Annotated in this window: 23 protein-coding genes and 2 riboswitches; of the genes, 12 read left to right on the top strand and 11 right to left on the bottom strand. The window is 42.4% G+C overall.

The window, feature by feature from the left end:
• Window positions 1-319 precede the first annotated feature (319 nt).
• Window positions 320-2,290: an LTA synthase family protein gene (locus ACQKL0_RS00985; protein ID WP_407406285.1), complete on the top strand. Its 1,971-nt coding sequence runs from the start codon at window positions 320-322 to the stop codon at window positions 2,288-2,290.
• A 61-nt stretch (window positions 2,291-2,351) separates the two neighbouring features.
• Here the strand turns inward: ACQKL0_RS00985 and ACQKL0_RS00980 are convergent, their stop codons facing one another.
• The 4 genes from ACQKL0_RS00980 to ACQKL0_RS00965 form a co-directional block, all read right to left on the bottom strand.
• Window positions 2,352-2,972, bottom strand: a complete 621-nt coding sequence (locus ACQKL0_RS00980) for an RraA family protein (RefSeq protein WP_402870869.1) — start codon at window positions 2,970-2,972, stop codon at window positions 2,352-2,354.
• 161 nt (window positions 2,973-3,133) lie between these two features.
• Window positions 3,134-3,814 carry an ABC transporter ATP-binding protein gene (locus ACQKL0_RS00975; RefSeq protein ID WP_402870872.1) on the bottom strand — a complete coding sequence of 227 codons (681 nt, stop codon included), beginning with the start codon at window positions 3,812-3,814 and terminating at the stop codon, window positions 3,134-3,136.
• On the bottom strand, window positions 3,814-4,935 hold the full coding sequence (locus ACQKL0_RS00970) for an ABC transporter permease (protein WP_402870875.1): 1,122 nt from the start codon (window positions 4,933-4,935) through the stop codon (window positions 3,814-3,816). Before ACQKL0_RS00970 ends, ACQKL0_RS00975 begins: the two co-directional genes overlap by 1 nt.
• 154 nt (window positions 4,936-5,089) lie before the next feature.
• Window positions 5,090-5,626 (bottom strand): PadR family transcriptional regulator, encoded by a 537-nt coding sequence (locus tag ACQKL0_RS00965; RefSeq protein WP_402870878.1) that lies wholly within the window; start codon window positions 5,624-5,626, stop codon window positions 5,090-5,092.
• A gap of 279 nt (window positions 5,627-5,905) precedes the next feature.
• Here ACQKL0_RS00965 and ACQKL0_RS00960 point away from each other — a divergent pair, with 279 nt between their 5' ends.
• The 4 genes from ACQKL0_RS00960 to ACQKL0_RS00945 all read left to right on the top strand — a co-directional run bounded on the left by ACQKL0_RS00960 (window position 5,906) and on the right by ACQKL0_RS00945 (window position 9,239).
• Window positions 5,906-6,235, top strand: a complete 330-nt coding sequence (locus tag ACQKL0_RS00960; RefSeq protein WP_403123874.1) for a DUF948 domain-containing protein — start codon at window positions 5,906-5,908, stop codon at window positions 6,233-6,235.
• Between the two features lie 45 nt (window positions 6,236-6,280).
• Window positions 6,281-6,380: riboswitch (guanidine-I (ykkC/yxkD leader) on the top strand.
• Between the two features lie 46 nt (window positions 6,381-6,426).
• Complete coding sequence (gene sugE / locus ACQKL0_RS00955) at window positions 6,427-6,747, top strand: quaternary ammonium compound efflux SMR transporter SugE (RefSeq protein WP_407407593.1); 321 nt, start codon at window positions 6,427-6,429, stop codon at window positions 6,745-6,747.
• 52 nt (window positions 6,748-6,799) lie between these two features.
• Complete coding sequence (locus tag ACQKL0_RS00950; RefSeq protein ID WP_427685745.1) at window positions 6,800-7,366, top strand: YhcN/YlaJ family sporulation lipoprotein; 567 nt, start codon at window positions 6,800-6,802, stop codon at window positions 7,364-7,366.
• A 190-nt stretch (window positions 7,367-7,556) separates the two neighbouring features.
• A complete protein-coding gene (locus ACQKL0_RS00945) occupies window positions 7,557-9,239 on the top strand; it encodes a glycoside hydrolase family 13 protein (RefSeq protein ID WP_427591405.1) in 1,683 nt (560 codons plus the stop codon).
• A 47-nt stretch (window positions 9,240-9,286) separates the two neighbouring features.
• Here the strand turns inward: ACQKL0_RS00945 and ACQKL0_RS00940 are convergent, their stop codons facing one another.
• The 4 genes from ACQKL0_RS00940 to ACQKL0_RS00925 all read right to left on the bottom strand — a co-directional run bounded on the left by ACQKL0_RS00940 (window position 9,287) and on the right by ACQKL0_RS00925 (window position 12,955).
• Window positions 9,287-10,738 carry an amino acid permease gene (locus tag ACQKL0_RS00940; RefSeq protein WP_402870890.1) on the bottom strand — a complete coding sequence of 484 codons (1,452 nt, stop codon included), beginning with the start codon at window positions 10,736-10,738 and terminating at the stop codon, window positions 9,287-9,289.
• A gap of 97 nt (window positions 10,739-10,835) precedes the next feature.
• Window positions 10,836-11,018: riboswitch (Lysine riboswitch) on the bottom strand.
• 230 nt (window positions 11,019-11,248) lie between these two features.
• Window positions 11,249-12,211: a LacI family DNA-binding transcriptional regulator gene (locus ACQKL0_RS00935; protein WP_427685743.1), complete on the bottom strand. Its 963-nt coding sequence runs from the start codon at window positions 12,209-12,211 to the stop codon at window positions 11,249-11,251.
• 241 nt (window positions 12,212-12,452) lie between these two features.
• Window positions 12,453-12,752, bottom strand: a complete 300-nt coding sequence (locus ACQKL0_RS00930) for a hypothetical protein (protein WP_402870897.1) — start codon at window positions 12,750-12,752, stop codon at window positions 12,453-12,455.
• A complete protein-coding gene (locus ACQKL0_RS00925) occupies window positions 12,752-12,955 on the bottom strand; it encodes a helix-turn-helix transcriptional regulator (RefSeq protein ID WP_402870900.1) in 204 nt (67 codons plus the stop codon). The genes ACQKL0_RS00930 and ACQKL0_RS00925 overlap by 1 nt, the downstream gene beginning before the upstream one ends.
• 267 nt (window positions 12,956-13,222) lie before the next feature.
• Here ACQKL0_RS00925 and ACQKL0_RS00920 point away from each other — a divergent pair, with 267 nt between their 5' ends.
• The 5 genes from ACQKL0_RS00920 (at window position 13,223) to rodA (ending at window position 18,037) form a co-directional block, all read left to right on the top strand.
• The gene (locus tag ACQKL0_RS00920; protein ID WP_402870902.1) at window positions 13,223-14,140 is read left to right on the top strand and encodes a metal ABC transporter solute-binding protein, Zn/Mn family; all 918 of its coding nucleotides are present in this window, start codon (window positions 13,223-13,225) and stop codon (window positions 14,138-14,140) included.
• An 11-nt stretch (window positions 14,141-14,151) separates the two neighbouring features.
• Window positions 14,152-14,904: a metal ABC transporter ATP-binding protein gene (locus ACQKL0_RS00915; RefSeq protein WP_427685741.1), complete on the top strand. Its 753-nt coding sequence runs from the start codon at window positions 14,152-14,154 to the stop codon at window positions 14,902-14,904.
• 10 nt (window positions 14,905-14,914) lie between these two features.
• Complete coding sequence (locus ACQKL0_RS00910) at window positions 14,915-15,838, top strand: metal ABC transporter permease (RefSeq protein WP_427685739.1); 924 nt, start codon at window positions 14,915-14,917, stop codon at window positions 15,836-15,838.
• Complete coding sequence (locus ACQKL0_RS00905) at window positions 15,835-16,716, top strand: metal ABC transporter permease (protein WP_427685737.1); 882 nt, start codon at window positions 15,835-15,837, stop codon at window positions 16,714-16,716. Before ACQKL0_RS00910 ends, ACQKL0_RS00905 begins: the two co-directional genes overlap by 4 nt.
• A gap of 151 nt (window positions 16,717-16,867) precedes the next feature.
• Window positions 16,868-18,037 carry a rod shape-determining protein RodA gene (gene rodA, locus ACQKL0_RS00900; RefSeq protein WP_427685735.1) on the top strand — a complete coding sequence of 390 codons (1,170 nt, stop codon included), beginning with the start codon at window positions 16,868-16,870 and terminating at the stop codon, window positions 18,035-18,037.
• 40 nt (window positions 18,038-18,077) lie between these two features.
• On the opposite strand, the gene ACQKL0_RS00895 is transcribed toward rodA, so the two are convergent.
• Both ACQKL0_RS00895 and ACQKL0_RS00890 read right to left on the bottom strand, forming a co-directional pair.
• Window positions 18,078-18,413, bottom strand: a complete 336-nt coding sequence (locus ACQKL0_RS00895; protein ID WP_427685733.1) for a spore coat protein — start codon at window positions 18,411-18,413, stop codon at window positions 18,078-18,080.
• 13 nt (window positions 18,414-18,426) lie between these two features.
• Window positions 18,427-18,705 (bottom strand): hypothetical protein, encoded by a 279-nt coding sequence (locus ACQKL0_RS00890; protein ID WP_427685731.1) that lies wholly within the window; start codon window positions 18,703-18,705, stop codon window positions 18,427-18,429.
• Window positions 18,706-18,855: 150 nt separating this feature from the next.
• Here ACQKL0_RS00890 and ACQKL0_RS00885 point away from each other — a divergent pair, with 150 nt between their 5' ends.
• Window positions 18,856-19,770, top strand: coding sequence for a proline dehydrogenase family protein (locus ACQKL0_RS00885; RefSeq protein ID WP_427685729.1), 915 nt, complete (start codon window positions 18,856-18,858; stop codon window positions 19,768-19,770).
• Window positions 19,771-19,819: 49 nt separating this feature from the next.
• On the opposite strand, the gene ACQKL0_RS00880 is transcribed toward ACQKL0_RS00885, so the two are convergent.
• Window positions 19,820-19,951 carry a YuzL family protein gene (locus tag ACQKL0_RS00880; RefSeq protein ID WP_427685727.1) on the bottom strand — a complete coding sequence of 44 codons (132 nt, stop codon included), beginning with the start codon at window positions 19,949-19,951 and terminating at the stop codon, window positions 19,820-19,822.
• A 210-nt stretch (window positions 19,952-20,161) separates the two neighbouring features.
• Between ACQKL0_RS00880 and ACQKL0_RS00875 the strand changes: the two genes are divergently transcribed.
• Window positions 20,162-22,546: a 3-hydroxyacyl-CoA dehydrogenase NAD-binding domain-containing protein gene (locus tag ACQKL0_RS00875; protein WP_427685725.1), complete on the top strand. Its 2,385-nt coding sequence runs from the start codon at window positions 20,162-20,164 to the stop codon at window positions 22,544-22,546.
• The last annotated feature ends 23 nt before the right edge of the window (window positions 22,547-22,569 follow it).

The raw sequence follows: 22,569 nt of genomic DNA, 5'->3' as shown, positions 1-22,569 counted from the left end.
CTTTTCGTAAGGAGTCGTTTATAATGGTAAAGGCTTAGGAATTTGAAAACGGGATGGAAATATCATTCGTCATTGCCAGGAAACATGGGTTATATTTATTGGAATGTAACAGGAGCTTCCTATATATTTAAAGGTATAGGTATTCGAACTTTTTTAGATGGGGAATAATGACAGACGAGAAAAAACACGTGACATTTGAAAGTTTTGTGCATTCTTGACTATAGAAGCAAAAGAGTGCTATCATAAGGTTTGCGAATTTCCGTCTTCTGTAAGAAAGTAAAAGTTTACTATATACCACTAGTTTAATAGAGGTGAAAGCATGAAAAATTTCTTGAAAAAAGGCCAGCATTTATTTGTAAATAACATACTAGGCTTTTTTGTTGTTGCTATAGTCTTGTTTTGGATAAAGACCTACATTGGTTATCGAGTGGAATTCAATTTAGGCCTAGAGAATGGATTACAACAATTCTTACTTTTCATTAACCCAATTAGCTCGGCTATCTTGATTTTCGGCTTGGCATTATTGGTGAGGGGTAAAAAGTCGTTCAAATGGGTGATCAGGTTAAACCTATTGATGTCCTTATGGTTATTCTTTAATATCGTGTATTACCGTTCCTTTACGGATTTCATTACACTACCAACCTTGACGCAAGTGCAAAATGCCGGAGATTTGGGACCGAGTGTTTTAGCATTATTTAAATCTTATGACGTATTTTATTTCCTAGATACGGTTCTTTTAATGGTTCTATATAAATTCAAAGACGTTAAATTGGAAAACGTTAAAGTTAAACGTCGTACAATAGCATTGGTTTACCTTACTGGACTTGTGATTTTCGCTATCAATTTGGGACTGGCTGAAAAAGACCGCCCACAATTATTATCAAGAACATTTGATCGGAACTACATTGTTAAGTATCTTGGCATGTTCAACTATACTGTATACGATGCCGTTCAAAACACTAAAACGTATGCTCAGCGTGCAACGGCCAACAGCACGGATATTGCAGAAGTCGTCAACTACACAAAAGCGACAAGTGCAGAGCCGAATCCGGAATACTTCGGTAAAGCAAAAGGCAAGAACGTTATTTACTTGCATTTGGAATCAATGCAGAATTTCTTGATCGACTATAAGTTGAATGGAGAAGAGGTTACTCCTTTCCTAAATTCACTTGCACATAACGAGTCGGACTTCATGTACTTTGATAATTTCTTCCATCAGGTTGGTCAAGGAAAGACAGCGGATGCTGAATTCATGCTTGAGAATTCATTGTTCGGTTTACCACAGGGAGCAGCATTCACTACTCAATCGCAAAATACGTATCAAGCAGCACCGGCTATCCTAGGACAAAATGGATACACTTCCGCCGTGTTCCATGGTAACTATAAATCCTTCTGGAACCGGGATAAGATGTATAAGTCACTTGGATTCGATAATTTCTTTGATGCCGCACATTACAATATGGACAACAAAGATGAAGTGTTGAGTTATGGATTAATGGATAAGCCTTTCTTTAAAGAATCGATCCCTATGTTAGAAACGCTTCAACAGCCTTTCTATACAAAGTTCATAACTGTATCCCATCATTTCCCTTATGCCATGGACCAAGAGAAAACAACCATCGAAAAACATACAACAGGGGATGCATCAGTTGATAGTTATTTCCAAACAGCTCGTTATGCTGACGAAGCCCTTAAAGAATTCTTCGATTATCTGAAGGAATCAGGTTTGTATGATAACTCTGTCATCATCATGTATGGCGATCATTACGGTATCTCGGAAAACCATACAGATGCCATGTCAAAAGTGCTTGATAAAGAAGTGGGCACGTTTGAAAATGCACAGCTACAACGTGTACCATTATTAATTCACGTTCCAGGTGTTGAAGGTGGGGAAATGCACCAATACGGAGGTCAAATCGATCTTCTTCCAACCATGCTTCATTTACTCGGAATAGAATCCAATGATTATGTACAATTCGGTTCAGATCTATTGTCAAAAGATCATAATGAAATTGTACCTTTCCGGAATGGAGACTTCGTATCGCCAGAAGTTACTTCTATCAAAGGAAAATACTATGATTCGAAAACTGGGGAATTGGTCGAGGAAAATGAAGACATCCTCAACTCTAAATCGAGAGTGGAGACCATGCTCAATTTATCCGACAAAGTCGTGAATGGTGACTTGCTTCGTTTCTATTCACCGAAGGGCTTTGAACCAATCGATCCAGCAGATTACGATTATACGTACAAAGAAGATGAATCAAACCAGGTTGATCCTGATAAGAAATAATAATGAAAGAAAGCAGGGTGGGAAGCAAATGCTTCCCACCCTGCTTTTTTTTGTAGGTACGTTAAGACTTTGAAGTCATCATGGCAATGTACTTTTTGATTTCTTCGGGATTTCCGGCGTATTTTTCGGCACGCTGTTCATCTTTAAGTAGTTTATCTTTTGCCTTTTTTAAAATTTCCTCACCTTTTGACTGAGGGACGACGACTACTCCATCCATGTCCCCAATAACCAAGTCCCCTGGGTTTACGGTGACTCCACCACAGGAAATGGGCAAATTGGTCTCTCCCACTCCATATTTTCCACTTGAGGCAACGGTGGTGCCTTTGCTGAATACAGGGAAATCAAGTTCCTTAATAGCACCGAGATCACGTATCACTCCATCAACCACGAGTGCCCCAATTTGCATCGTCTTCATCATGCCAATGACGAAGTCACCAGCAATGGCCCGGTATGTATCTCCTTTACTGTCGACCACCAATATATCCCCTGGACGTGCCTCGCCGATTGCTTTTAACACGGCTGAGTTATCACCAACGGGTAATTGAACCGTATATGCCCGGCCGGCAAACCTATACCCTTCCTTTAAGGGCTTAATGCCTGAATCTACGTTGTTCATGCCCTCCATTGCATCTGAAATGGCCGTGGTAGGAATCTCTTTGAATTGTTGAATTAAATGATCCATATTCTTCATCCTCCTCATTTTAAAAAGACACCTTCATTATACATGTTATTTTAATTTTCTGATAACTAAATCCGGCTAGGTCCCAGAGGATTTCGCTAGTCGACCTGCTCACATTATTCCATTAGTAAAGCCCATCCTTATACAAGGATGGGCTTTATATATCAGTTGGAGACGAGTGATAATTGACCGTCTTCCATCTTATACACTTTATCGCAATATTGTAGCATGCGTTCATCATGGGTTACCATGATGGCTGCTTTCTTCCGTGACTTAACTTCTTTGGCGATAAGTTGGACGACTTCATGTCCTCGTTTGGAATCAAGGCTTGCAGTTGGTTCATCTGCAAGTATGATATTGGGTTGGTTCATGAAGGCTCTGGCGATGGCTGTCCGCTGGCGTTCTCCACCTGATAACTCGTTTGGAAACTTACTCATTTTACTTCCTAGACCTAAGTCAGTGAGTAGACTTTTAGCAAATGCTTTATCTTGCTTTGTGATCTTGCCTGCCATTTTTTTCACGACAAGCAATTGGTCAAGTACCGTTAAATACGGTATGAGGTTCGATGTTTGTAAGATAAAACCGATATCGTTCAAACGGACATTGGCCAGTTCTTTCGCATTGAGGCCACCTAGATCCTTACCATTCAGGCTGACTGCACCTGCAGAAGCTTGAAGGAGGGCTCCTGCTATGGAAAGGAAGGTACTTTTACCAGAACCGGATGGGCCAATGACGGCCACAAATTCCCCTTGTTCGACGGATAAAGAAACATCTTGAAGGGCCGCTATCTTATGGCCACCCTCTTCGTAAAATTTCGATACATGTTCAAGTTGTAATCCAGTCATTATTCTGCCCTCCCAATAGCTTGCAATGGATCGATTTTCGTGATTTTACGAACTGAAATCCATGAACTTACAACGGATATGATAAGTAAAATTATGCTGTAGATAATCACTAACTTCGTATCCAGTTCAAATGGCATGCCTGCTGGTAAGATAAGTGCCGTACCATATGTTAAGAGGATACCTACGATTATACTGATAAGTGATAATAGGAACACTTGGGAAACAATCGCTTTACCAAGGAACCCATTGCTTGCTCCAATCGCTTTCATGATGCCAAATTGGTTGGATTTTTGTAGCGTTAGTACATAGAAGAATACACCTAGGACGAAAGCTGAAATCGCAAGAAGGAAGACAAGCATCATAACGATTGTCCCATTTTCTTCCACGTAACCTGGCATACCTTGAACCGCTTGGGATTTAGTAACGATATCATAACCCTTGAATTCTTTATTTATGGAATCAACGTCAATATCTTTGCCTTGAAGCATAATGGCGTTAACAGGTTCATTGACTCCATTATCGGAACCAGGAGCCGCATAGTGAATGCTCCGCCACTTATCAAGTGTTGTAAAGACGGATGTCACATGGTTGTATGTTTGATTTTCTGTAAATCCAACAATCGTAACTTTCTCTGTCGTTCCTTCCAATTCCAAGGTATCGCCAAGCTTAAAGCCTTCTTCCTTGAATGAATCATTTACGACAACATCTTTGGGACGATCTTTAGATAGAGCATGTCCTTCGATGATTTCAGGCTCCAGGAAGCTACCGGGTTCTATCGCAAGCAAGGCGATATCCGTTTTTTCCTCCGTTGCGTCAGTATCCCCTTTTAAAACAGTTGCCATTGAATGTCCCATGGGAGATACAGCTTTGACTTCCGGGAATTCCTTCAGTTCATCTGCAAGATCTCCACTAAACATGGACCGTGTCATCGAGTTTCGGGATCCTTCTTCAAAGACTACATAATCGGCATCCATATTCTTGAAGGATGCGGCACTTAATGTAGAAAGTCCATTGCCAAGTCCTGAAAGGATGAAGACTAGCCAAGATATGAGCACTAGGATGATACCTATCATCATGAATCGGAATTTTCCGTGCTTGAGTTCCTTTAGTGCAAGATACATCGTAACACCTCTTTAGTTTTATAGTGATTAGTCAGTTATGACTATTACTCCTAAAGTATAGTACCGTCTGTATTAATAGTCAAATAGAAATTCCATGCAAACAAAAAACCCCACCGAGTAGGAAGTGCAGGCTACTTGGCAAGGGTTTAGACTATCATGTACTTTTCAGTTCTTTCAGCTGATCCTTAAGGGTGAGTACGGTGTTCTTGATGAATTCCGTTTCTGCTTCAAGCATGGCAATCTTATGAGCTACGGCAAAATCGACGCCATGTCCTGAACCGTGTACGGGAGTCTTTTTTAACACGGTAATCAGTTTCGCATTCTCTGTGAGCTTGTTTTCAAGAGCTGGAATGACATTTTCCAAGGGGAGGTGATCAATGAACATCAGGCCGATATCCCCGCTGAACTTTACACTTTCCGCAGAGGAGAGGTTTTGAATGAGCAGCTCGTAGAAATATTGTTTTCCCTTTTCATTAATGGAATACACTTTACGAGGTGGTCTGTTGCCTTCTTGCTCAGTGTGTACCTCAATGTAGCCTTGTTTACTTAATTTATCTAATGTTGCATAAGCGGTTGGCTTCTTCATATCTGTAATGGTACTTAAGTTTCTTTCTATGAATTCATTAATTTGGTAGCCATGTTGACTCTGGGCCATAAGTAATCCAAGTAAAATAAGTGATCGAGTATCCATAATGGGGCCCCTTTCCGATGGTATCTACTCTTATAGTAGCATGTTTTACATCAAATCTATAGCATGAGTTGGTCGATAAATGGATGAAGCGAGGCCCATAGTCTTTTCTGAAAAGAGACCAATAGACGAAGCGGGTCTACCGGGGATTGCATCATTCGGTGTTTCTGCCTCGCTTTGTTAATCCCAGGCTTATGAGAAATTACATGTGTACTGTTTTCTAGCGGGTATAATGGGTATAGTAGTGGAAAGAAGAGAAGAAGAAGGAGGAGGAAACGATACGTGATCATTGTATATATTAGTCTGGCCCTCTTTATTGGTTCGATTATTTATTTAGCATTTTTTGCTTTTAAGACATTTAAGGATTCTAAACCAACCATTGATAATGTAAATGAAACTGTTGCGCGCATGCAGGCGAAAACAGATCAGATTAAGTCGGAGACGGATCATCTTGCGGAGACACAGCAGGAAATCACAGAGGATGTTCAATATAAAAAAGAAGCGGTTCAGTATACGGTGGATGCCGCGAAGGAAACACCCCAACCATTTAAGAATATCTGGCATACCATTAAAGGCGATAAAGGGACAATGACAAGCAGAAGAAATGGGTAAGAAACGTTTGACCCCCATTAAATCGAAATGATATAGTACAGGTAATTGAAATGTTTCTAGGGTTCCGCGGTGCAAGGCCGGACTGGTCCGAGAGAGACGCGCAGGGAAAACTCTGCGTACACGGAGGGATAAAAGCCCGGGAGGTTATGTTTGTGACCTCCCGGGCTTATTCTGTATTGGAGGAAAATAAGATGGCTTGGATTCAACTCGTTATTGCTGGGTTATTTGAAGTGGTTTGGGCTACAAGTTTGAAATATACGGAAGGATTCACGAAATTATTTCCTTCGGTCATCACGATTGTAGGCATGATTATCAGTTTTTACTTTCTGTCCTCAGCAATAAAGACGCTACCGATGGGAACGGCGTATGCGATATGGACGGGAATTGGAGCAGTCGGCGCCGTATTGGTGGGCATCATTGCGTTTAACGAACCGAGGGATGCCATGCGCCTGGTCTTCGTTGGTTGTATTGTCGTGGGGATTCTCGGGTTGAAAATCACTTCTTCTGAATAACTCCTTCCCTCCTTGCAAATAGTAAGGGAAACCATATGTGAGGAGGGAAAAGATGAAAAAATACAAAGCGATAGTGACAAGCGTAATGGTGGCTTTATTCATTACAGGATGTTCCGCGAATGAAAATGAAGGAGCAAACGAAAACCTCGGGCTGAATCGGACCAATCAGGATAGAGATTTGAGTCAAACTGGTTATAATCCTACGACGGTGAACGATAGAACGGATACTAAAACTAACAATAATAATAATAACAACGACAACAACAACAACAACAACACTGGTCAAGGTAACAATCAGATGAGGGTAACTGAGAATATTGCTGACCGGGTCGAGGAATTGAAGCAAGTAAAAAGAGCAAGAGTTATCGTGATCGATAATGATGCATATGTGGGTGCCGTACTCAGAAAAGGGGAAGACTCCATTACCACGGAAGTGAAAAACAAAATTGAAGGTGCTGTAAGAAACAGTGATACTTCCATCCATGATGTTCATGTATCGACCAACCCCGATTTTGTAAAGAGGATGGATCAATACGTGAAAGATGTTAAAAGTGGAAAACCGGTTGAAGGGTTTACAGATGAGTTTCAGAATCTTGTACACAGGGTTTTCCCTAGTTAAACTAGCATATATCCATTCATGATCATCAAGGCTTGTCCGATTGATTTTCAGCTGAAGAGCTTGAAGATAAAGCGGGTGAGCCTTTTTTTAGGTGAAGAAAATATGTTATTGGTAATATTCTGAAGTTTCACTCTTTATAATAGAAAGATTATTGTATAATTATGTAAAGGTTAAGGAGGGAGTGGTAGGTATGGAAAAGACGTGGTGGAAAGAGTCGGTTGTTTATCAAGTGTACCCTCGTAGTTTTATGGATAGCAATGGAGATGGAATAGGTGACTTGAGAGGAATCTTACTCAAGCTTGATTACTTACAGGAGCTTGGTGTGGATGTAATCTGGCTTTCTCCCGTATACAAATCACCGAATGATGATAACGGGTATGATATTAGTGATTATCAGTCAATCATGACGGAATTCGGGACGATGGATGATTTTAATCGGCTTTTAAGTGCGGTCCATGAACGGGGAATGAAAATCATGATGGATCTCGTAGTGAATCATACGTCAGATGAACACCCATGGTTCCTGGCTTCCCGTTCCTCCGTGGATGACCCGAAGCGAGATTACTATATTTGGAGACCTGGTAAGGATGGAAAGGAACCGAATAATTGGGAGTCTGTCTTCAAAGGTTCGGCATGGAAATATGATGAGGGAACGGATGAATATTATCTACACTTATTTAGCCAAAAACAGCCCGATTTGAATTGGGAGAACCCTCAACTTCGTGAGGAAATCTATAGCATGATGAAGTGGTGGCTGGATAAAGGGGTTGATGGATTCCGGATGGATGTCATTAACTTTCTATCGAAGGACCAGCGATACATGGATGGAAACATTTTGGATGGAAAACAGCACGGCGATGGAAGTCCCTATTTCCTGAATGGACCCAGAATCCATGAGTTCTTGCAGGAAGTCAATCAACGCGTCCTTTCTGATTATGATGTGATGACAGTTGGAGAAATGCCCGGTGTTTCACCAGATGACGCGGTACTCTACACAGGGGAGGATCGTGGGGAATTACATATGGTCTTCCAATTTGAACATATGGATATAGGGGGAGGACCGGAAGGAAAATGGAATAATGAAAAATGGGATCTGAGCGATTTAAAAGGGATTCTCTCAAAATGGCAATATGGGTTGGAAGAGGTAGGTTGGAACAGTTTGTACTGGAATAACCATGACCAGCCAAGAGTTGTATCAAGATTCGGAGATGATGGGGAGTATCGGGTGGAAAGTGCGAAGATGCTTGCTGCTTGTCTTCATATGTTAAAGGGGACACCCTATATCTACCAGGGGGAAGAGCTGGGAATGACCAATATCGCTTTTGAAAGCATAGAAGAGTATCGTGATATAGAAACGATGAATTCCTATGAAGAATTAGTGAATACGTATGGATGGTCAAAAGAAAAGATGATGGCTGCCATTCATGCACGTAGTCGAGATAATGCGCGAACACCCATGCAGTGGAATGATGGACGGAATGCGGGATTCACGACAGGAACTCCATGGATCGGCGTGAATGCCAACTACCCGGAAATCAATGCAGAGAAGGCCTATAATGATCATCAATCCATTTTTCATTTTTATAAAAAGCTCATTCAATTACGTAAACAACATGACATTATCGTATATGGTCGTTTTGATTTACTTTGTCCGGATGATGAACAGATTTTTGCCTATACGAGGACGCTAGGTGAGGAAAAGGTGCTTGTGCTATGCAACTTTAAGGGACAAGAAGCGACTTTGACGATACCGACGGCGTTACATTCATTAAAGGCTACCCTGTTGATCGGCAATTATGAGCAGGAGGAAAGCGACACGGTCTCCAGTGAACCGTTGCGTCCATATGAATGCCGTGTCTACCTTTTGAAATAAGTAAGGACCTGAACTTCTCTGTTGAAGAGAGATTCAGGTCCTTTTTTTTATTTCACTTTTAGATCACATTCCTCAAGGGGAATGATTTTGGATTTATGTTTAATTTTATATCCGAGCCAGAGAACGAAGAACAAAAGAAGACCAATGTAGGAAACAAACATGGAGTTCCAATCAATTCCGTCCGTGCTGAAAGCTTGATAGCCTTGTCCAAGGATGATGAAGAGGCAAAGGACAAGCGCAAAAACCGGACCGAACGGAAAGGTTCTTGAACGGTATGGGAGGTCATTTAAATCCAGACCTTGAGCGATATAAGCTTTTCGGAATCGATAGTGGGCAAGGGCAATCCCGACCCATGTGACGAAACCAGCCATACCGGAAGCGTTCAGTAACCAAATATACACGACTCCATCCCCGAAGAAGGAAGCCAAGAAAGCAAGACATCCGACTAAAGAAGTCACGATAAGGGCATTTACAGGTACGCCTCTTTTATCAAGCTTGCCAAGGAACTTCGGTGCTTTTCCGTCACGTGCTAAATCCCATAGCATACGGGTTGATGCATACATGCCAGAGTTACCAGCTGAAAGTACGGATGTTAAAATGACTGCGTTCATGACAGCAGCGGCAAAGGCAAGGCCTGCGCGTTCAAAAACCAGCGTAAATGGACTGACGGCAACATCTTCACTTAGTAAACGTGCATCCGTGAAAGGAATGATCATTCCTATGACAAAGATTGCTAGGATATAGAATAAGATAATGCGCCAAAAAACGGATTTTATCGCCCTAGGGATGTTTTTCTCAGGATCTTCACTTTCTCCAGCGGTTACTCCAAGCAATTCCGTTCCTTGGAAGGAGAAGCCAGCTGCCATGAAGACTCCTAGAATGGTAAAGAAGCCTCCATTAAATGGCCCATCACCCATGGTGAAATTAGAAAAACCAATTGGATCATTTCCGCCCATGATACCAAAAATGATTAAAAAACCAGTAATTAAGAAGATAATGACGGTCACGATTTTAATCATTGCAAACCAATATTCGGCTTCGCCAAAGCCCTTAACGGACATATAGTTAATTAAGAACATGATGAGTAATGCAACGGCACTCCAAATGAATGATGGAGTATCCGGGAACCAAAATTTCATGATCAGGACAACGGCCGCCAATTCAGCTGCTATCGTGATGGCCCAGTTATACCAATAATTCCACCCAATCGCAAAACCGAAAGAGGGATCGACGAATTTGGATGCATAAACGCGGAACGAACCGGCAACTGGCATATAAGCAGCCATCTCGGCAAGGCTTGTCATTAAATAAAAAACCATGGCGCCAATTACCGCATAAGCAACTAATGCACCACCGGGGCCAGCCGTATGAATGGCACCACCACTCGCTAAAAATAGCCCGGTGCCGATTGTTCCACCTAGAGATATCATCATAAGGTGCCTAGCTTTCAGACTCCTTTTCAGTTCAGTAGGATTTGAATTTTGTTGTTGATTTTTCAATTGATGTTACACTCCTTTTTATGGGAAGGGGACGGAATATAAAAAAAACAGCAGTCGAAAAAGATCGACGGCTGTATATAGATACCCGTTTAATCCTTCCGAAGATAGCTCCCCACGTTTTATGAAAACGTGACAGTGATGTTCCTTTTCGAAAACATCGCCAGCCTAGAAATACAAGGAATATTTCTACACTTCGGCAACTTATCCTTTCAAACGGAGTCGTCAACTTTCCTGAATCTCGTCCGTGTTACTTTTATAAGTCGCAGCCTCTAACTCATCGGTAAATGAGGAAGTATTCAATTCGTACTGTTAATAACGCGAATTTTAAATGGTGACATACAGTTTGTGAGTCACTGAATGAAATTTGCTATATTAAAATTATAAAATATTCCTCTAGAGAGCGCAATGTTTATTTTTCAAGTATCTTTTTCCCTAATTAGACATGAATCAAACCATTTCGCGCTCAACTGGATAATATAGGTGAATAATAAAATCAAATAATTCTGATTATTAGACACTTTTTCGCGTTATAAGGCTGAAACCTAGCTTTACATGTTTGATCGTGGCAGGATCCTCAAAAAGGTCAACAGCCATTCTCCCAATCGAATCCAAGGGTAGGGATATAGTCGAGATATCCAGCATTTCGCTAATACTATCGTTATTGAAACCAAGGATGGCGACGTCTTCAGGTATCTTAACTCCCGCTTTTTGAGCGGAAATGATGAAGCCGGCTGCCGTATCATCGTTCGTTATAATGATGGCCTCCGGCTTATCCTGCATGGCGACCCATTCTTGAAAGGCTCTTTCTCCGTCTTTGATATAGTAACTGCCTTCAAACAGCCATTCCTCTTTACTGATAAAATGATGTTTTTTCATGCTATCTTGAAACGCTTTTATCCGAAGTGAACTATTCCTGCTCTTTTTTCGCCCAAGACTGTAGCCTATTTTCTTATATCCCTTGTTTACCAAGTAGTCGAGGGCTGAGGAAAAGGCGGCATAATGGTCGATGCTGATCGAAGAAAATTCAGACTGAGTTGTATCTTCACATAAGATAATCGGACCGTAGACATGATACTCCAAGAGCACTTTCATTTCTGAGATTCTAGAACAGACGATGATACCATCGAGTTGCTTCATTTGTAACATTTTCAGTGCTTGGATTTCTTTCTCTCTTTCATATTGTGTTTGGAAGATGACAATATGGTACCCAAGGACATTTGCTTGTTTATTAATTCCCTGGATGATTGCTCCGTAATAGGGGTGGTTGGTGTATGGAATGATGACGCCAATCAGATGAGTCTTGCCTTTCGAAAGATGTACGGCATTGATATTTCTCGTATAGTTCAATTGCTCGATGGCCTTTAGTACACTCTTTCTCTTTTCCTCACTTACATAAGGATGGTTATTCATCACGCGAGATACGGTCGTAATCGATACACCTGCATATTCAGCGATTTTTTTTATGTTCGTCATTAGATCACCATTTTTCGTTTTTTACAGTCTACCCTATGAAACCCATTTCAGAGCAAGAGAACGAAAGCATAACGGGAAAATTCCTTCATGAAGGGACTTGTTCTGGTATGGGTTTCATCCTTTAAGATTAATAAAAGTCTTGAAGGAGGGATGAAGATGTTAACGACTTTGCTTTGTTTGATCATGCTTTGTGGGATTGAGTTGGGGTTAGCTTACCTAGCAGTAAAATTACAAAAATGATTTAAAGCTTTGCTTCATAATAAAAAACGGAAATCGCCCATGACCCGAGATGAAGAAGTAAGAGAATACCTAGAACAGGGGCAACAGAGAGTTTTACGCCAAAAAATAATAAGAAGAAAAAGATATAGATCCCAAAAAGGGTGAAAAACCAGCTGGTTGCCCGTGCTTTAGTTCGGATGAGGTCAAATCGTTCATCCAATCCCCGTCGCTTGGCAGCGGCACGGCGACCTCCCCTTAATCCAGCCAGCCCTCCGATGATGCCAAGGGTACTTCCTAAAAAAGCCCACCAGTTAAAATCCATTACATTTCCTCCTCCTCAAATAGAAATATATCCTCAATGGTCAAATCGAACACTTTTGCCAGTTTGTAAGCAAGCTTGATGGATGGATCGAATCTTCCGGATTCTATAGAAATAATCGTCTGCCGGGATACGCCCGTTAGTTCGGATAGCTTTTCTTGTGTAAGTTGATGAGACTTGCGCAAATCCCGTAATTTGTTTTTCAACCCCTCCGGCTCCTTTCTTTAATGTAAAGCTCACTATACGTAAAGTATACTTTACAAAAGTTGTTTTGTATATATTTTCCTGCATTAAATTTCTTCAGTCCAACATTTAAAAATTTGCACTTTTTACGAATAATTGTGTATAGTATAAAATAAGTTGTATAGAGGAAACATTCTAGCGCGTAGGACAAAATATAACGGATTTTTTTTGGCCTAAATATTGCCCTTGGTAAACTTTTTTATATAGGGCTATAAATTGGAGGGGGATACATGAAGTTTTTGAAATGGGTTGGAAGCTTGCTTATGGCAGTGGTCATGATATCAGGATGTAGCAATGAACCATCGAATCACGTTCAAGGAAAGCTGAATGTAGTAGCTACGACGGGGATGATTGGGGACTTAGTCGAGAATATCGGCGGTGAACATGTGAAGGTCACAAGTTTAATGGGGCCGGGAGTCGACCCCCACCTATATAAGGCAACGCAGGGGGACGTGAAAACACTTGATTCAGCTGACATGATTTTTTATAACGGTGTGCACCTTGAAGGGAAAATGACGGATATCTTTGAAATGATGAGTAAGGAGAAACCGACGATTGCGGTGACGAAAGACTTTACGGGGGATCAGCTTCATAAGGTCAGTGAAACGGAACATGACCCGCATGTCTGGTTTGATGTAAAGCTTTGGATGGTGGCAGCGGAAGCCGTGAAGGAAGAGCTGATTGCAAATGACCCGGACCATGAAGCTAGTTATCTAGAAAATTATGAAGCCTATGTTATCCAGTTGAAGGAACTTGATGAATATGTCCATGAGGAGATAAATAAGATTCCGGAGAATCAGCGGGTCCTCGTCACGGCACATGATGCTTTTGGGTATTACGGCAAATCATATGGATTGGAAGTGAGAGGGCTTCAGGGGATGAATACTCTATCGGAATATGGTTCGAAGGATGTAACGGATATGCGTGAATATCTTGTGGAAAATGAAATCAAAGCCATTTTCGTGGAATCAAGCGTACCGAAAAAGGCTATCGAAGCGGTCATTCAGGGAGCTGAAAAGCAAGGCCATAGCGTGGAAATAGGCGGCGAGCTGTTCTCGGATGCAATGGGGGAAAAAGGCACGGAAGAAGGAACCTATATCGGAATGGTCCGGCATAATACCGATACGATCGTGAAGGCATTAAAATAGGAGGAAATGGGATGAATTATGCGTTGAAAGTCGAGAATCTGACGATAGCTTATCATAAAAAGCCGGTGGTTGAAGATGTAACATTCGAGGTTCCGGAAGGGAATCTGATTGGTATCATCGGTCCGAATGGGGCGGGGAAATCCACCCTGATCAAAGGGATTCTTGAATTGGTTCCAAGACTAGCCGGAAAAGTCACGATCCATGGTGCTTCTTATAAGTCCATGAGGAAAAGTATCGGTTATGTACCACAGCGAGAATCGGTAGATTGGGATTTCCCGACAAATGCACTCGATGTCGTGATGATGGGCCGGTATGGGCACCTAGGCTGGTTGAAGCGTCCCGGGAAGGCTGAACGAATGAAGGCGATGGAATGCCTGGGGAAAGTAGGGATGGTTGAGTATGCAGACCGTCAGATTAGTCAGCTTTCCGGCGGACAGCAGCAACGGATCTTCCTGGCACGGGCATTGGCGCAGGAAGCGGACATCTATTTCATGGATGAACCATTTGTGGGTGTTGATGCCGCAACGGAAAAGGCTATCATCCAGCTTTTGATGGAGTTGAAAGAAAAAGGGAAGACCGTTCTGGTTGTGCATCACGACTTGTCGACTGTGAAGGAATATTTCGACTGGACGATGTTGCTGAATAAAAAGGTGATGAAAATTGGCCCGACAGAAGAGGTCTTCATTCCTGAGTTTTTGCAGGAGACATATGGGGGACGGTTAGCGATCATATCGGATTCAGAGTCAGGTCTGCTATTAAAATGAGGTGTACACGATGAACGTACTGGATATACTGGCGGACCCCAATACAAGATGGATATTGCTAGGCACCATGTTCCTCGGCCTTAGCAGTGGTGTCATTGGAAGTTTTGCTTACTTGAGAAAACAATCCTTACTGGGTGACACGCTCGCTCATGCGGCATTGCCTGGGATTTGCGTCGCTTTCATACTAACAGGTGTGAAATCGACCTCCTTCTTCCTCATCGGAGCGGCCATTGCAGGTTTAGTGGCGGTTTTCCTGATTAGCATACTGACGAGATACAGTAAAATCAAACAGGATGCGGCACTAGGCATCATATTGACATCATTCTTTGGATTGGGAATCGTATTGCTCACCCAAATCCAGCAGAGTGAATATGGAAACCAAAGTGGACTGGACACTTTTCTGTTCGGGCAAACGGCATCGATGGTGATGTCGGATGTGTATATGATGATGGCCGTTTCCTTTATACTCATTTTCACTTGTACGTTATTTTTCAAGGAATTTAAGCTATTGTCCTTCGATTCTGGATTTGCCAAAGGGATGGGTTTACCGGTCGTATTCCTCGACTATTTCATCATGATGCTGATAGTGGCGGCTGTCGTCATCGGCATTCAGGCGGTAGGGGTCGTATTGATGGCATCCTTGCTGATTACGCCCGCCGTTTCTGCCAGGTACTGGACGGAGCGCCTGCATATCATGGTCATCCTCTCTGGAATTTTCGGGTTGCTGAGCGGGGTGTCCGGAACAGTCATCAGCACGTCGGTCAATAACCTGCCAACAGGCCCCTTGATTGTTTTATCGGCCACGGTCTGGTTTTTCCTCTCCATGCTTTTTGCCCCTAAACGTGGAGTCATCTCCAAGACGTGGAGAAGGATTTCGGCAAAAAAGATTTATGTACATGAACAGGAAAAAAGGAAAGGAAGCCATTCAGCATGAACGATTTTTGGATTATCTTAGTCGGGGCGCTTGTAGCGAGTTCCTGCAGTGTACTGGGGTGTTTTTTAATAGTAAGGAAGATGACCTTGATTGGCGATGCCATCAGTCACTCGGTTTTACCCGGCATCGTATTGGCGTTTTTAATAACGGGGTCACGTGATTCGATTCCCATGCTGATTGGGGCTGCAGCACTCGGTTTACTTACTGTATTCTTGATCCAGCTATTCCAAACATCCGGGGTTCAATCCGACGCAGCGATAGGCATCGTGTTCACTTCCCTATTCGCAGTAGGGATTGTATTGGTCAGTTTGTATACACAGCAAATCGATTTTGATCTGGATCATGTCCTGTATGGCGAAATTGCATATACCCCATGGAATATGATGTCAATCGGTGGGGTTGAGGCAGGGCCAAGGGCCGTTTGGATTGTAGGAAGTTGTTTCATGATCAATCTTCTCTTACTTTTCCTATTCTTCAAGCAATTTAAGCTGGTTTCCTTCGATCCCGCACTTGCTGCAGCGATGGGCATACCGGTTATATTTTTTCACTATTTACTGATGGGTCTCGTTTCGATGACAACTGTGGCGTCGTTTGATAGTGTCGGTTCGATTTTGGTGGTGGGGATGCTCATTATACCTGCTGCAACGGCCTATTTGCTTTCGGACCGATTAAGTTGGATGATTGTCGTCAGCATCGGGGTCGGGATCTTGAGCTCGGTCATTGGGTATTATTCAGCAACTTTTCTTGATGCTTCCATCTCAGGGTGCATGGTTGGTTCAGCCGCTTTCTTATTCGGCTTGGCTTTCCTTTTTTCACCGATCAACGGGGTGGCCACTAGGTTTATAAAACGAAGAAGGGCAAGGGAAACCCATTTATAGTACATTCCACTTAGAGGCTGCATGATTTTCACTTCATGTGGCCTTTTTGCCATCAAACTATCCTTAGATATAGTTGTGATTTTCTTTGTTTAAAGTATAATGAGTAAGTGTAATTTAAAGAAGCAGGAACCTTTTTAAGGGAGAGTTCATTATGGAAGAACAAAATAAATTTTCATCGCGAATAGATTTTTCTTTGGTCACGATATTATTGTTGTTATGTATTGGTAGTTGTTTGGCCATATACAGTGCGCAGACTACTGGACAATATGAAGAAAACTTCTTAATAAAACAAATATTTTGGTATGCGGTAGGAGTCGGGATTGTTCTCGGAATCATTACGCTGGATTCAGATCAGTTGAAGAAGATATCTTGGTATGCATATGGGTTCGGATTATTGCTATTGTTATTATTGCTTGTCATGCCGGATTCCATCGCGCCCGTCCGTAATGGTGCGAAAAGTTGGTTCATCATTAAACCACTTGGATCGATACAGCCCTCGGAATTCATGAAGGTTTTTCTCATTTTGGCCTTGGCGAATGTCATTTCGAATCATCATCTTAAGAATACGTTGAAAACGATTCAAACCGATCTCTGGCTCCTTGTTAAAATTGGTCTTGTTACGGGAGCTCCGTTGCTGTTAATCATGCAACAGCCGGATTTAGGTACATCGCTTGTTTTAATGTCAATCATGATCGGAATGATCTTCATTTCTGGGATTTCATGGAAGATCCTGCTTCCAATCGTGACAGCCGGTATCGTTGCCATTTCCACCGTCATGTATTTCGTACTCTGGCATCCGGAATTGCTTGAGAAAATAGGTGTGAAAACGTATCAGTTCGGCCGTATTTATTCATGGCTGGATCCTTATAACTATGCAAGTTCGGAAGGGTATCATTTGACGAAATCCTTGCTAGCCATAGGGTCGGGGCAGACCACGGGCAAGGGCATAGGGTCAAGGGAAGTATATTTACCGGAAAGTCATTCGGATTTCATCTTTAGTATCATCGGGGAAGAATTCGGCTTCATCGGTTCCAGTATCATTATCTCCTTGTTCTTCTTATTGGTGTACCATATTACAAAAACCGGCATGGAAACGCGAAATAATTTCTATACATATATTTGCGTGGGCATCATCAGCATGTTAACGTTTCACGTGTTCCAAAATATCGGAATGACGGTCGGCGTATTACCGATCACCGGGATTCCGCTTCCGTTCATCAGCTATGGGGGAAGCTCGCTCATGGGGAATATGATGGCCATGGGCTTGATATTCAGCATAAGGTATCACTATAAAAAGTACATGTTTTCGACGGATATATAAAAAACGCCGGCCATTCACCATGGTCGGCGTTTTTTTATAGTTATTGAAGCTTTGAACCAGAGGGAAATTGATCTTTATAGCCAGAGAACTGTTGGTAGGACTGGCCTAAACTATCAGCTTGTGCCTTTTCCAAGCCATACCATCCTTTTTCGAACATCAGGTTATAAAGCTCCCGTTGCATTTCCTGGGTTTCTTTTGAGACCGAGAAAATATCTTGAAATAAAGCTTGGTTACTCATCTCATGGAGGGCAACTGAATAAGAGTTACAGAAATACTTCTCTGTTGCCAACATGTCATTTGTAAAATCACGGTCATTCATTTCTGGCGTCTTGGCAATGGTTGATTCGGGATTTTGAACCTTGTTTTGATTAGGCATCAAGAAACCTCCTTTACTGGAATTGTTGTTGGTTTTGCTGTTGGCTTGGATTTAAGTGGGACAAGATGGTGTCGTAATGACGTTGATGCATCTGTCCACAGCGGGTTAAAGCATCTATGATTTGAGGATCTTTACATTGTTTCGCGTAAAAGTGTGCCTTTTTAATCGCAATCAAGTTCCAGGAAAGCATATCGGTAAGGTACATGCTATCTTTTACGGATACCATTTCGGGTGGCTGTTTCATGAAGCCGGTCGTTTGTTGCTGGTTGTTCATCGAGTTTTGTTGTTCCATCATCTTACCTCCTTCATTGTGGTCTGAACGAGATTAATTTCCCCTGTTTTTCATTTTATATTCGAGAAGGGCAAGACACTGAATATACATGAAGGATATAAGGGCCTACCCTGACGTCTATTTTGCCAAACGGATTTGGAGGGAACGCAGATGGAACTAATGAGGACTTTCTTTCTCTACCTATCGAAGAATAAACCATTAATTAAGGCTGCGCGGAGATATGGATTGCGTTTTGGGGCAGCCCGCTTTGTTGCCGGAGAAACTTTGGATGAAGCGACTAAGGTCATTGCGGAACTAAATCGAAAAGGGTTATCTGTGACGATAGATTACCTAGGTGAATTCATAGATCATGAGCAGGAAGCAGAAGAGATGGCAAACCAGTGCATCGATGCGATTCGAGCCATTGCCGAGCATGGTCTCGATTCCCAGTTATCCTTGAAGCTGACGTCCATGGGTTTGGATATCTCGGAGCATGTTGTCATGAAGAATATGAAAAGGATATTAGAAGAAGCGAAAGCCGCTCGGGTATTCGTTACGCTGGACATGGAAGATTTTCCGCGCTGTCAGCCAACATTAGAAGTGTTCAAAAAACTAAAAGCTGAATATAATGATCTTGGAACGGTTATACAAGCATATCTTTATCGAACGGAGAAAGATCTTGACGAGTTGAATCCATTCCAACCGAATCTCCGACTGGTTAAGGGAGCTTATAAAGAGCCAAGGGAAGTAGCCTTTCCAGAAAAAGAGAAGGTGGATGCAAACTTCAAGAAAATCATTAAAAAGCATTTGCTGAATGGGAATTATACGGCTGTCGCGACCCATGATGATAAAATCATTGATTATACGAAAAACCTCGCCAAGGAACATGGCATCCGCACGGATCAGTTCGAATTTCAAATGTTATTCGGCATCCGTAATGAAAAGCAATTGGAATTAGCAAAAGAGGGGTATAAGGTTAGGGTGTATGTTCCATATGGAACGGATTGGTACGGATACTTCATGCGCCGCCTAGCGGAGAGGCCAGCCAATGTTGCATTCGTCTTAAAGGGGATATGGAAAAGGTAGCAGAAGTAAGAGCCGGCCCGGATAAGGGACGGCTACCCTACTTTGGGATCTATTTTTTATATTGATTGTTCTGGCTGTTCACCTTATTCTTTCCGTTGTTACGTTCACCGCCAGGACCGGCGTTCCCTTTCACGCTTGCGGCACTTACGGCTCCTTTGGAAGGATTATCTTTATGCTTCATGAGTATACGTCACCTCCTGTTCGTTATTTTCTTCTAAAGAGTGAAAACTAACCAGGGGTTTTACGATAAAAATATTTAATTTTTCCTGTTTAATCATTGCAGAATTTCCAATTTTATTCTATATTAGTAATAAGAATAAATATTCAAAAATTTTTTGAGACAAAAATGAATGAGCATTCATTCAATACATTGTGTAAGGGGGATATGAACTTGGTTCGACAAATACGAAAGGCTGCTGTTCTAGGGTCAGGAGTTATGGGATCAGGGATTGCTGCACACCTTGCTAACATCGGCATTCCGACTTTATTATTGGATATTGTACCTCGTGAACTTACGGAGGACGAGAAGAAAAAAGGTCTTACTTTAGAAAATAAACAAGTACGTAACCGCATAAGTCAGACTGCGATTACTAAACTTCTAAAACAAAAACCAGCTCCGTTATCGGCAAAAGGCAATCTGGCCTTGATTGAAGCGGGGAACCTGGAAGATGATATAAGCCGTTTAAATGAAGTGGATTGGGTAATTGAAGTGGTCGTGGAGAGACTTGATGTGAAGCAGAGTGTATTTGCTCAGGTTGATAAATACCGTAAACCGGGCAGCATCATTTCTTCCAATACATCAGGTATATCAATTGAGGCGATGGCCGAGGGACGTTCCGAAGATTTCCAAAAGCATTTCTTGGGAACCCACTTTTTCAATCCGCCACGCTATTTGAAACTTTTAGAAGTCATTCCTACGAAAGCCACTGCTCCTGAAGTGCTTGAATATATGAAGGAATTTGGTGAAGACGTTCTTGGTAAAGGCGTGGTCGAAGCCAAAGATACACCGAATTTCATCGCCAACCGCATCGGTACGTATGGGCTGCTTGTTACCCTTCGTGAAATGCAAAAAGGCGGCTACAGCGTGGGTGAAGTGGATTCTGTAACAGGTCCATTGATTGGCAGGGCGACGAGCGCAACATTCCGTACGCTTGATGTAGTGGGTCTTGATACTTTTGCACATGTTGCGAAGAACGTATTTGACCAGGTTGAAGGAGAGGAAAGGGAAGTTTTCCGCATTCCTGACTTCATGAATAAAATGCTTGAAAACGGTTGGCTTGGAAGCAAATCCGGACAAGGATTTTTCCTGAAAAAAGGCAAGGAAATCCTTGAACTGAATCCTGAGACACTTGAATACGAACCACGGAAAAAACTGAAAACGCCTTCTATGGAAATGGCCAAACAGGCAAAAGGTCTTTCTAATAAAATGAAAGCGCTTGTTTATAGTGATGACCGTGCTGGCCACCTGCTTTGGAATGTGTTGAATCCAGCCCTTGTGTATTCCGCACAACTGCTAGGGGACATTGCTGACGATATTGTGGCAATTGACCAGGCAATGAAATGGGGCTTCGGTTGGTCTACTGGACCTTTCGAAACATGGGATGCAATTGGTGTCGAAAAATCAGTGGCTCGCCTAGAACAAGAAGGTGTCACTGTTCCTCAATGGGTGAAGGAAATGCTGGATAAAGGCATCACTTCATTCTATAAAGAAGAAAATGGTGTAGTTTCCTACTACCACAATGGTGAATACAAGGAACTTCTTGAGAATCCAAAGGTGATCAACCTGAAAGCGATCAAGAAGCAAAAAGGCGTAATCAAGAAAAACAGTGGGGCAAGTTTGATTGATATTGGCGACGGAGTCTTACTTCTGGAGTTCACGTCACCGAACAATGCCATTGGTCTTGATATCATGCAGATGATCAATGCAGCCGTTGACGAGGCCGAAGCAAATTATAAAGGCCTGGTCATTGGAAACCAAGGCAAAAACTTCTGTGTAGGCGCCAATATCGCCATGATGTTGATGGAAGCCCAGGATGACAATATATTCGAATTGGATATGGTAATCAGCCAATTCCAAAAAGCAATGTTGAAAATTAAATATAGTGCGGTCCCTGTCGTCGTAGCGCCATTCAATATGACGTTAGGCGGAGGTGCAGAAGTTTCCCTTCCTGCCGCGCGCATTCAGGCGACTACCGAAACGTATATGGGCCTAGTGGAAGCTGGCGTTGGCTTGATACCTGGTGGCGGCGGAACAAAAGAGCTTTATGTGAAAACATTGAAGAGCATGCCAAAAGGCGTCGACTTTGATTTGCAGAAGGTAGCGAATCGGGTATTTGAAACGGTTGCCATGGCGAAGGTTTCTACTTCTGCGGAAGAGGCGCGCGAAAATAATTTCCTTGGTGCTTCCGATCGAATCAGTGTGAATTCCGACCATCAGTTATATGATGCGAAGCAGTCAGTCATTTCAATGTATGACCAAGGTTACACAGCACCAACCCGCACGAAAATCCCTGTGGTTGGTGAGACAGGTTATGCAGCACTTCTTTTAGGTGCAGAATCGATGCGTCTTTCAGGCTTCCTATCCGAGCATGACCTTGTCATCGCTAAAGAGCTTGCGTATGTCCTGGCTGGTGGGAAACTTCCATTCGGTACAGAAGTAGATGAACAGTATATCCTGGACCTAGAAAAACAAGCTTTCTTAAAATTGATTTCAACACCGAAATCACAACAAAGGATGCAACACATGCTTGTTAAGGGAAAACCACTTCGTAACTAATTGATCGTCCAAAGATAGAGTCA

Source organism: Peribacillus sp. NPDC097264 (assembly GCF_050277925.1).
In the GTDB taxonomy this organism is placed as follows: domain Bacteria; phylum Bacillota; class Bacilli; order Bacillales; family DSM-1321; genus Peribacillus.
Note: the sequence above shows the minus strand (reverse complement) of the source record. Positions and strands in the feature narration are given on the sequence as shown.

Coding starts and splice junctions, on each gene's coding strand:
- ACQKL0_RS00965 (WP_402870878.1), bottom strand. CDS start 5,626: ATGGATACTCGATCACTTATTTTACTTGGATTACTTATGGCCCAGAGT.
- ACQKL0_RS00880 (WP_427685727.1), bottom strand. CDS start 19,951: ATGAAGCATAAAGATAATCCTTCCAAAGGAGCCGTAAGTGCCGCAAGC.
- ACQKL0_RS00945 (WP_427591405.1), top strand. CDS start 7,557: ATGGAAAAGACGTGGTGGAAAGAGTCGGTTGTTTATCAAGTGTACCCT.
- ACQKL0_RS00885 (WP_427685729.1), top strand. CDS start 18,856: ATGGAACTAATGAGGACTTTCTTTCTCTACCTATCGAAGAATAAACCA.
- sugE (WP_407407593.1), top strand. CDS start 6,427: ATGGCTTGGATTCAACTCGTTATTGCTGGGTTATTTGAAGTGGTTTGG.
- ACQKL0_RS00980 (WP_402870869.1), bottom strand. CDS start 2,972: ATGGATCATTTAATTCAACAATTCAAAGAGATTCCTACCACGGCCATT.
- ACQKL0_RS00930 (WP_402870897.1), bottom strand. CDS start 12,752: ATGGATTTTAACTGGTGGGCTTTTTTAGGAAGTACCCTTGGCATCATC.
- rodA (WP_427685735.1), top strand. CDS start 16,868: ATGGAAGAACAAAATAAATTTTCATCGCGAATAGATTTTTCTTTGGTC.
- ACQKL0_RS00905 (WP_427685737.1), top strand. CDS start 15,835: ATGAACGATTTTTGGATTATCTTAGTCGGGGCGCTTGTAGCGAGTTCC.
- ACQKL0_RS00890 (WP_427685731.1), bottom strand. CDS start 18,705: ATGGAACAACAAAACTCGATGAACAACCAGCAACAAACGACCGGCTTC.
- ACQKL0_RS00970 (WP_402870875.1), bottom strand. CDS start 4,935: ATGTATCTTGCACTAAAGGAACTCAAGCACGGAAAATTCCGATTCATG.
- ACQKL0_RS00920 (WP_402870902.1), top strand. CDS start 13,223: ATGAAGTTTTTGAAATGGGTTGGAAGCTTGCTTATGGCAGTGGTCATG.
- ACQKL0_RS00950 (WP_427685745.1), top strand. CDS start 6,800: ATGAAAAAATACAAAGCGATAGTGACAAGCGTAATGGTGGCTTTATTC.
- ACQKL0_RS00935 (WP_427685743.1), bottom strand. CDS start 12,211: ATGACGAACATAAAAAAAATCGCTGAATATGCAGGTGTATCGATTACG.
- ACQKL0_RS00915 (WP_427685741.1), top strand. CDS start 14,152: ATGAATTATGCGTTGAAAGTCGAGAATCTGACGATAGCTTATCATAAA.
- ACQKL0_RS00910 (WP_427685739.1), top strand. CDS start 14,915: ATGAACGTACTGGATATACTGGCGGACCCCAATACAAGATGGATATTG.
- ACQKL0_RS00985 (WP_407406285.1), top strand. CDS start 320: ATGAAAAATTTCTTGAAAAAAGGCCAGCATTTATTTGTAAATAACATA.
- ACQKL0_RS00975 (WP_402870872.1), bottom strand. CDS start 3,814: ATGACTGGATTACAACTTGAACATGTATCGAAATTTTACGAAGAGGGT.
- ACQKL0_RS00895 (WP_427685733.1), bottom strand. CDS start 18,413: ATGCCTAATCAAAACAAGGTTCAAAATCCCGAATCAACCATTGCCAAG.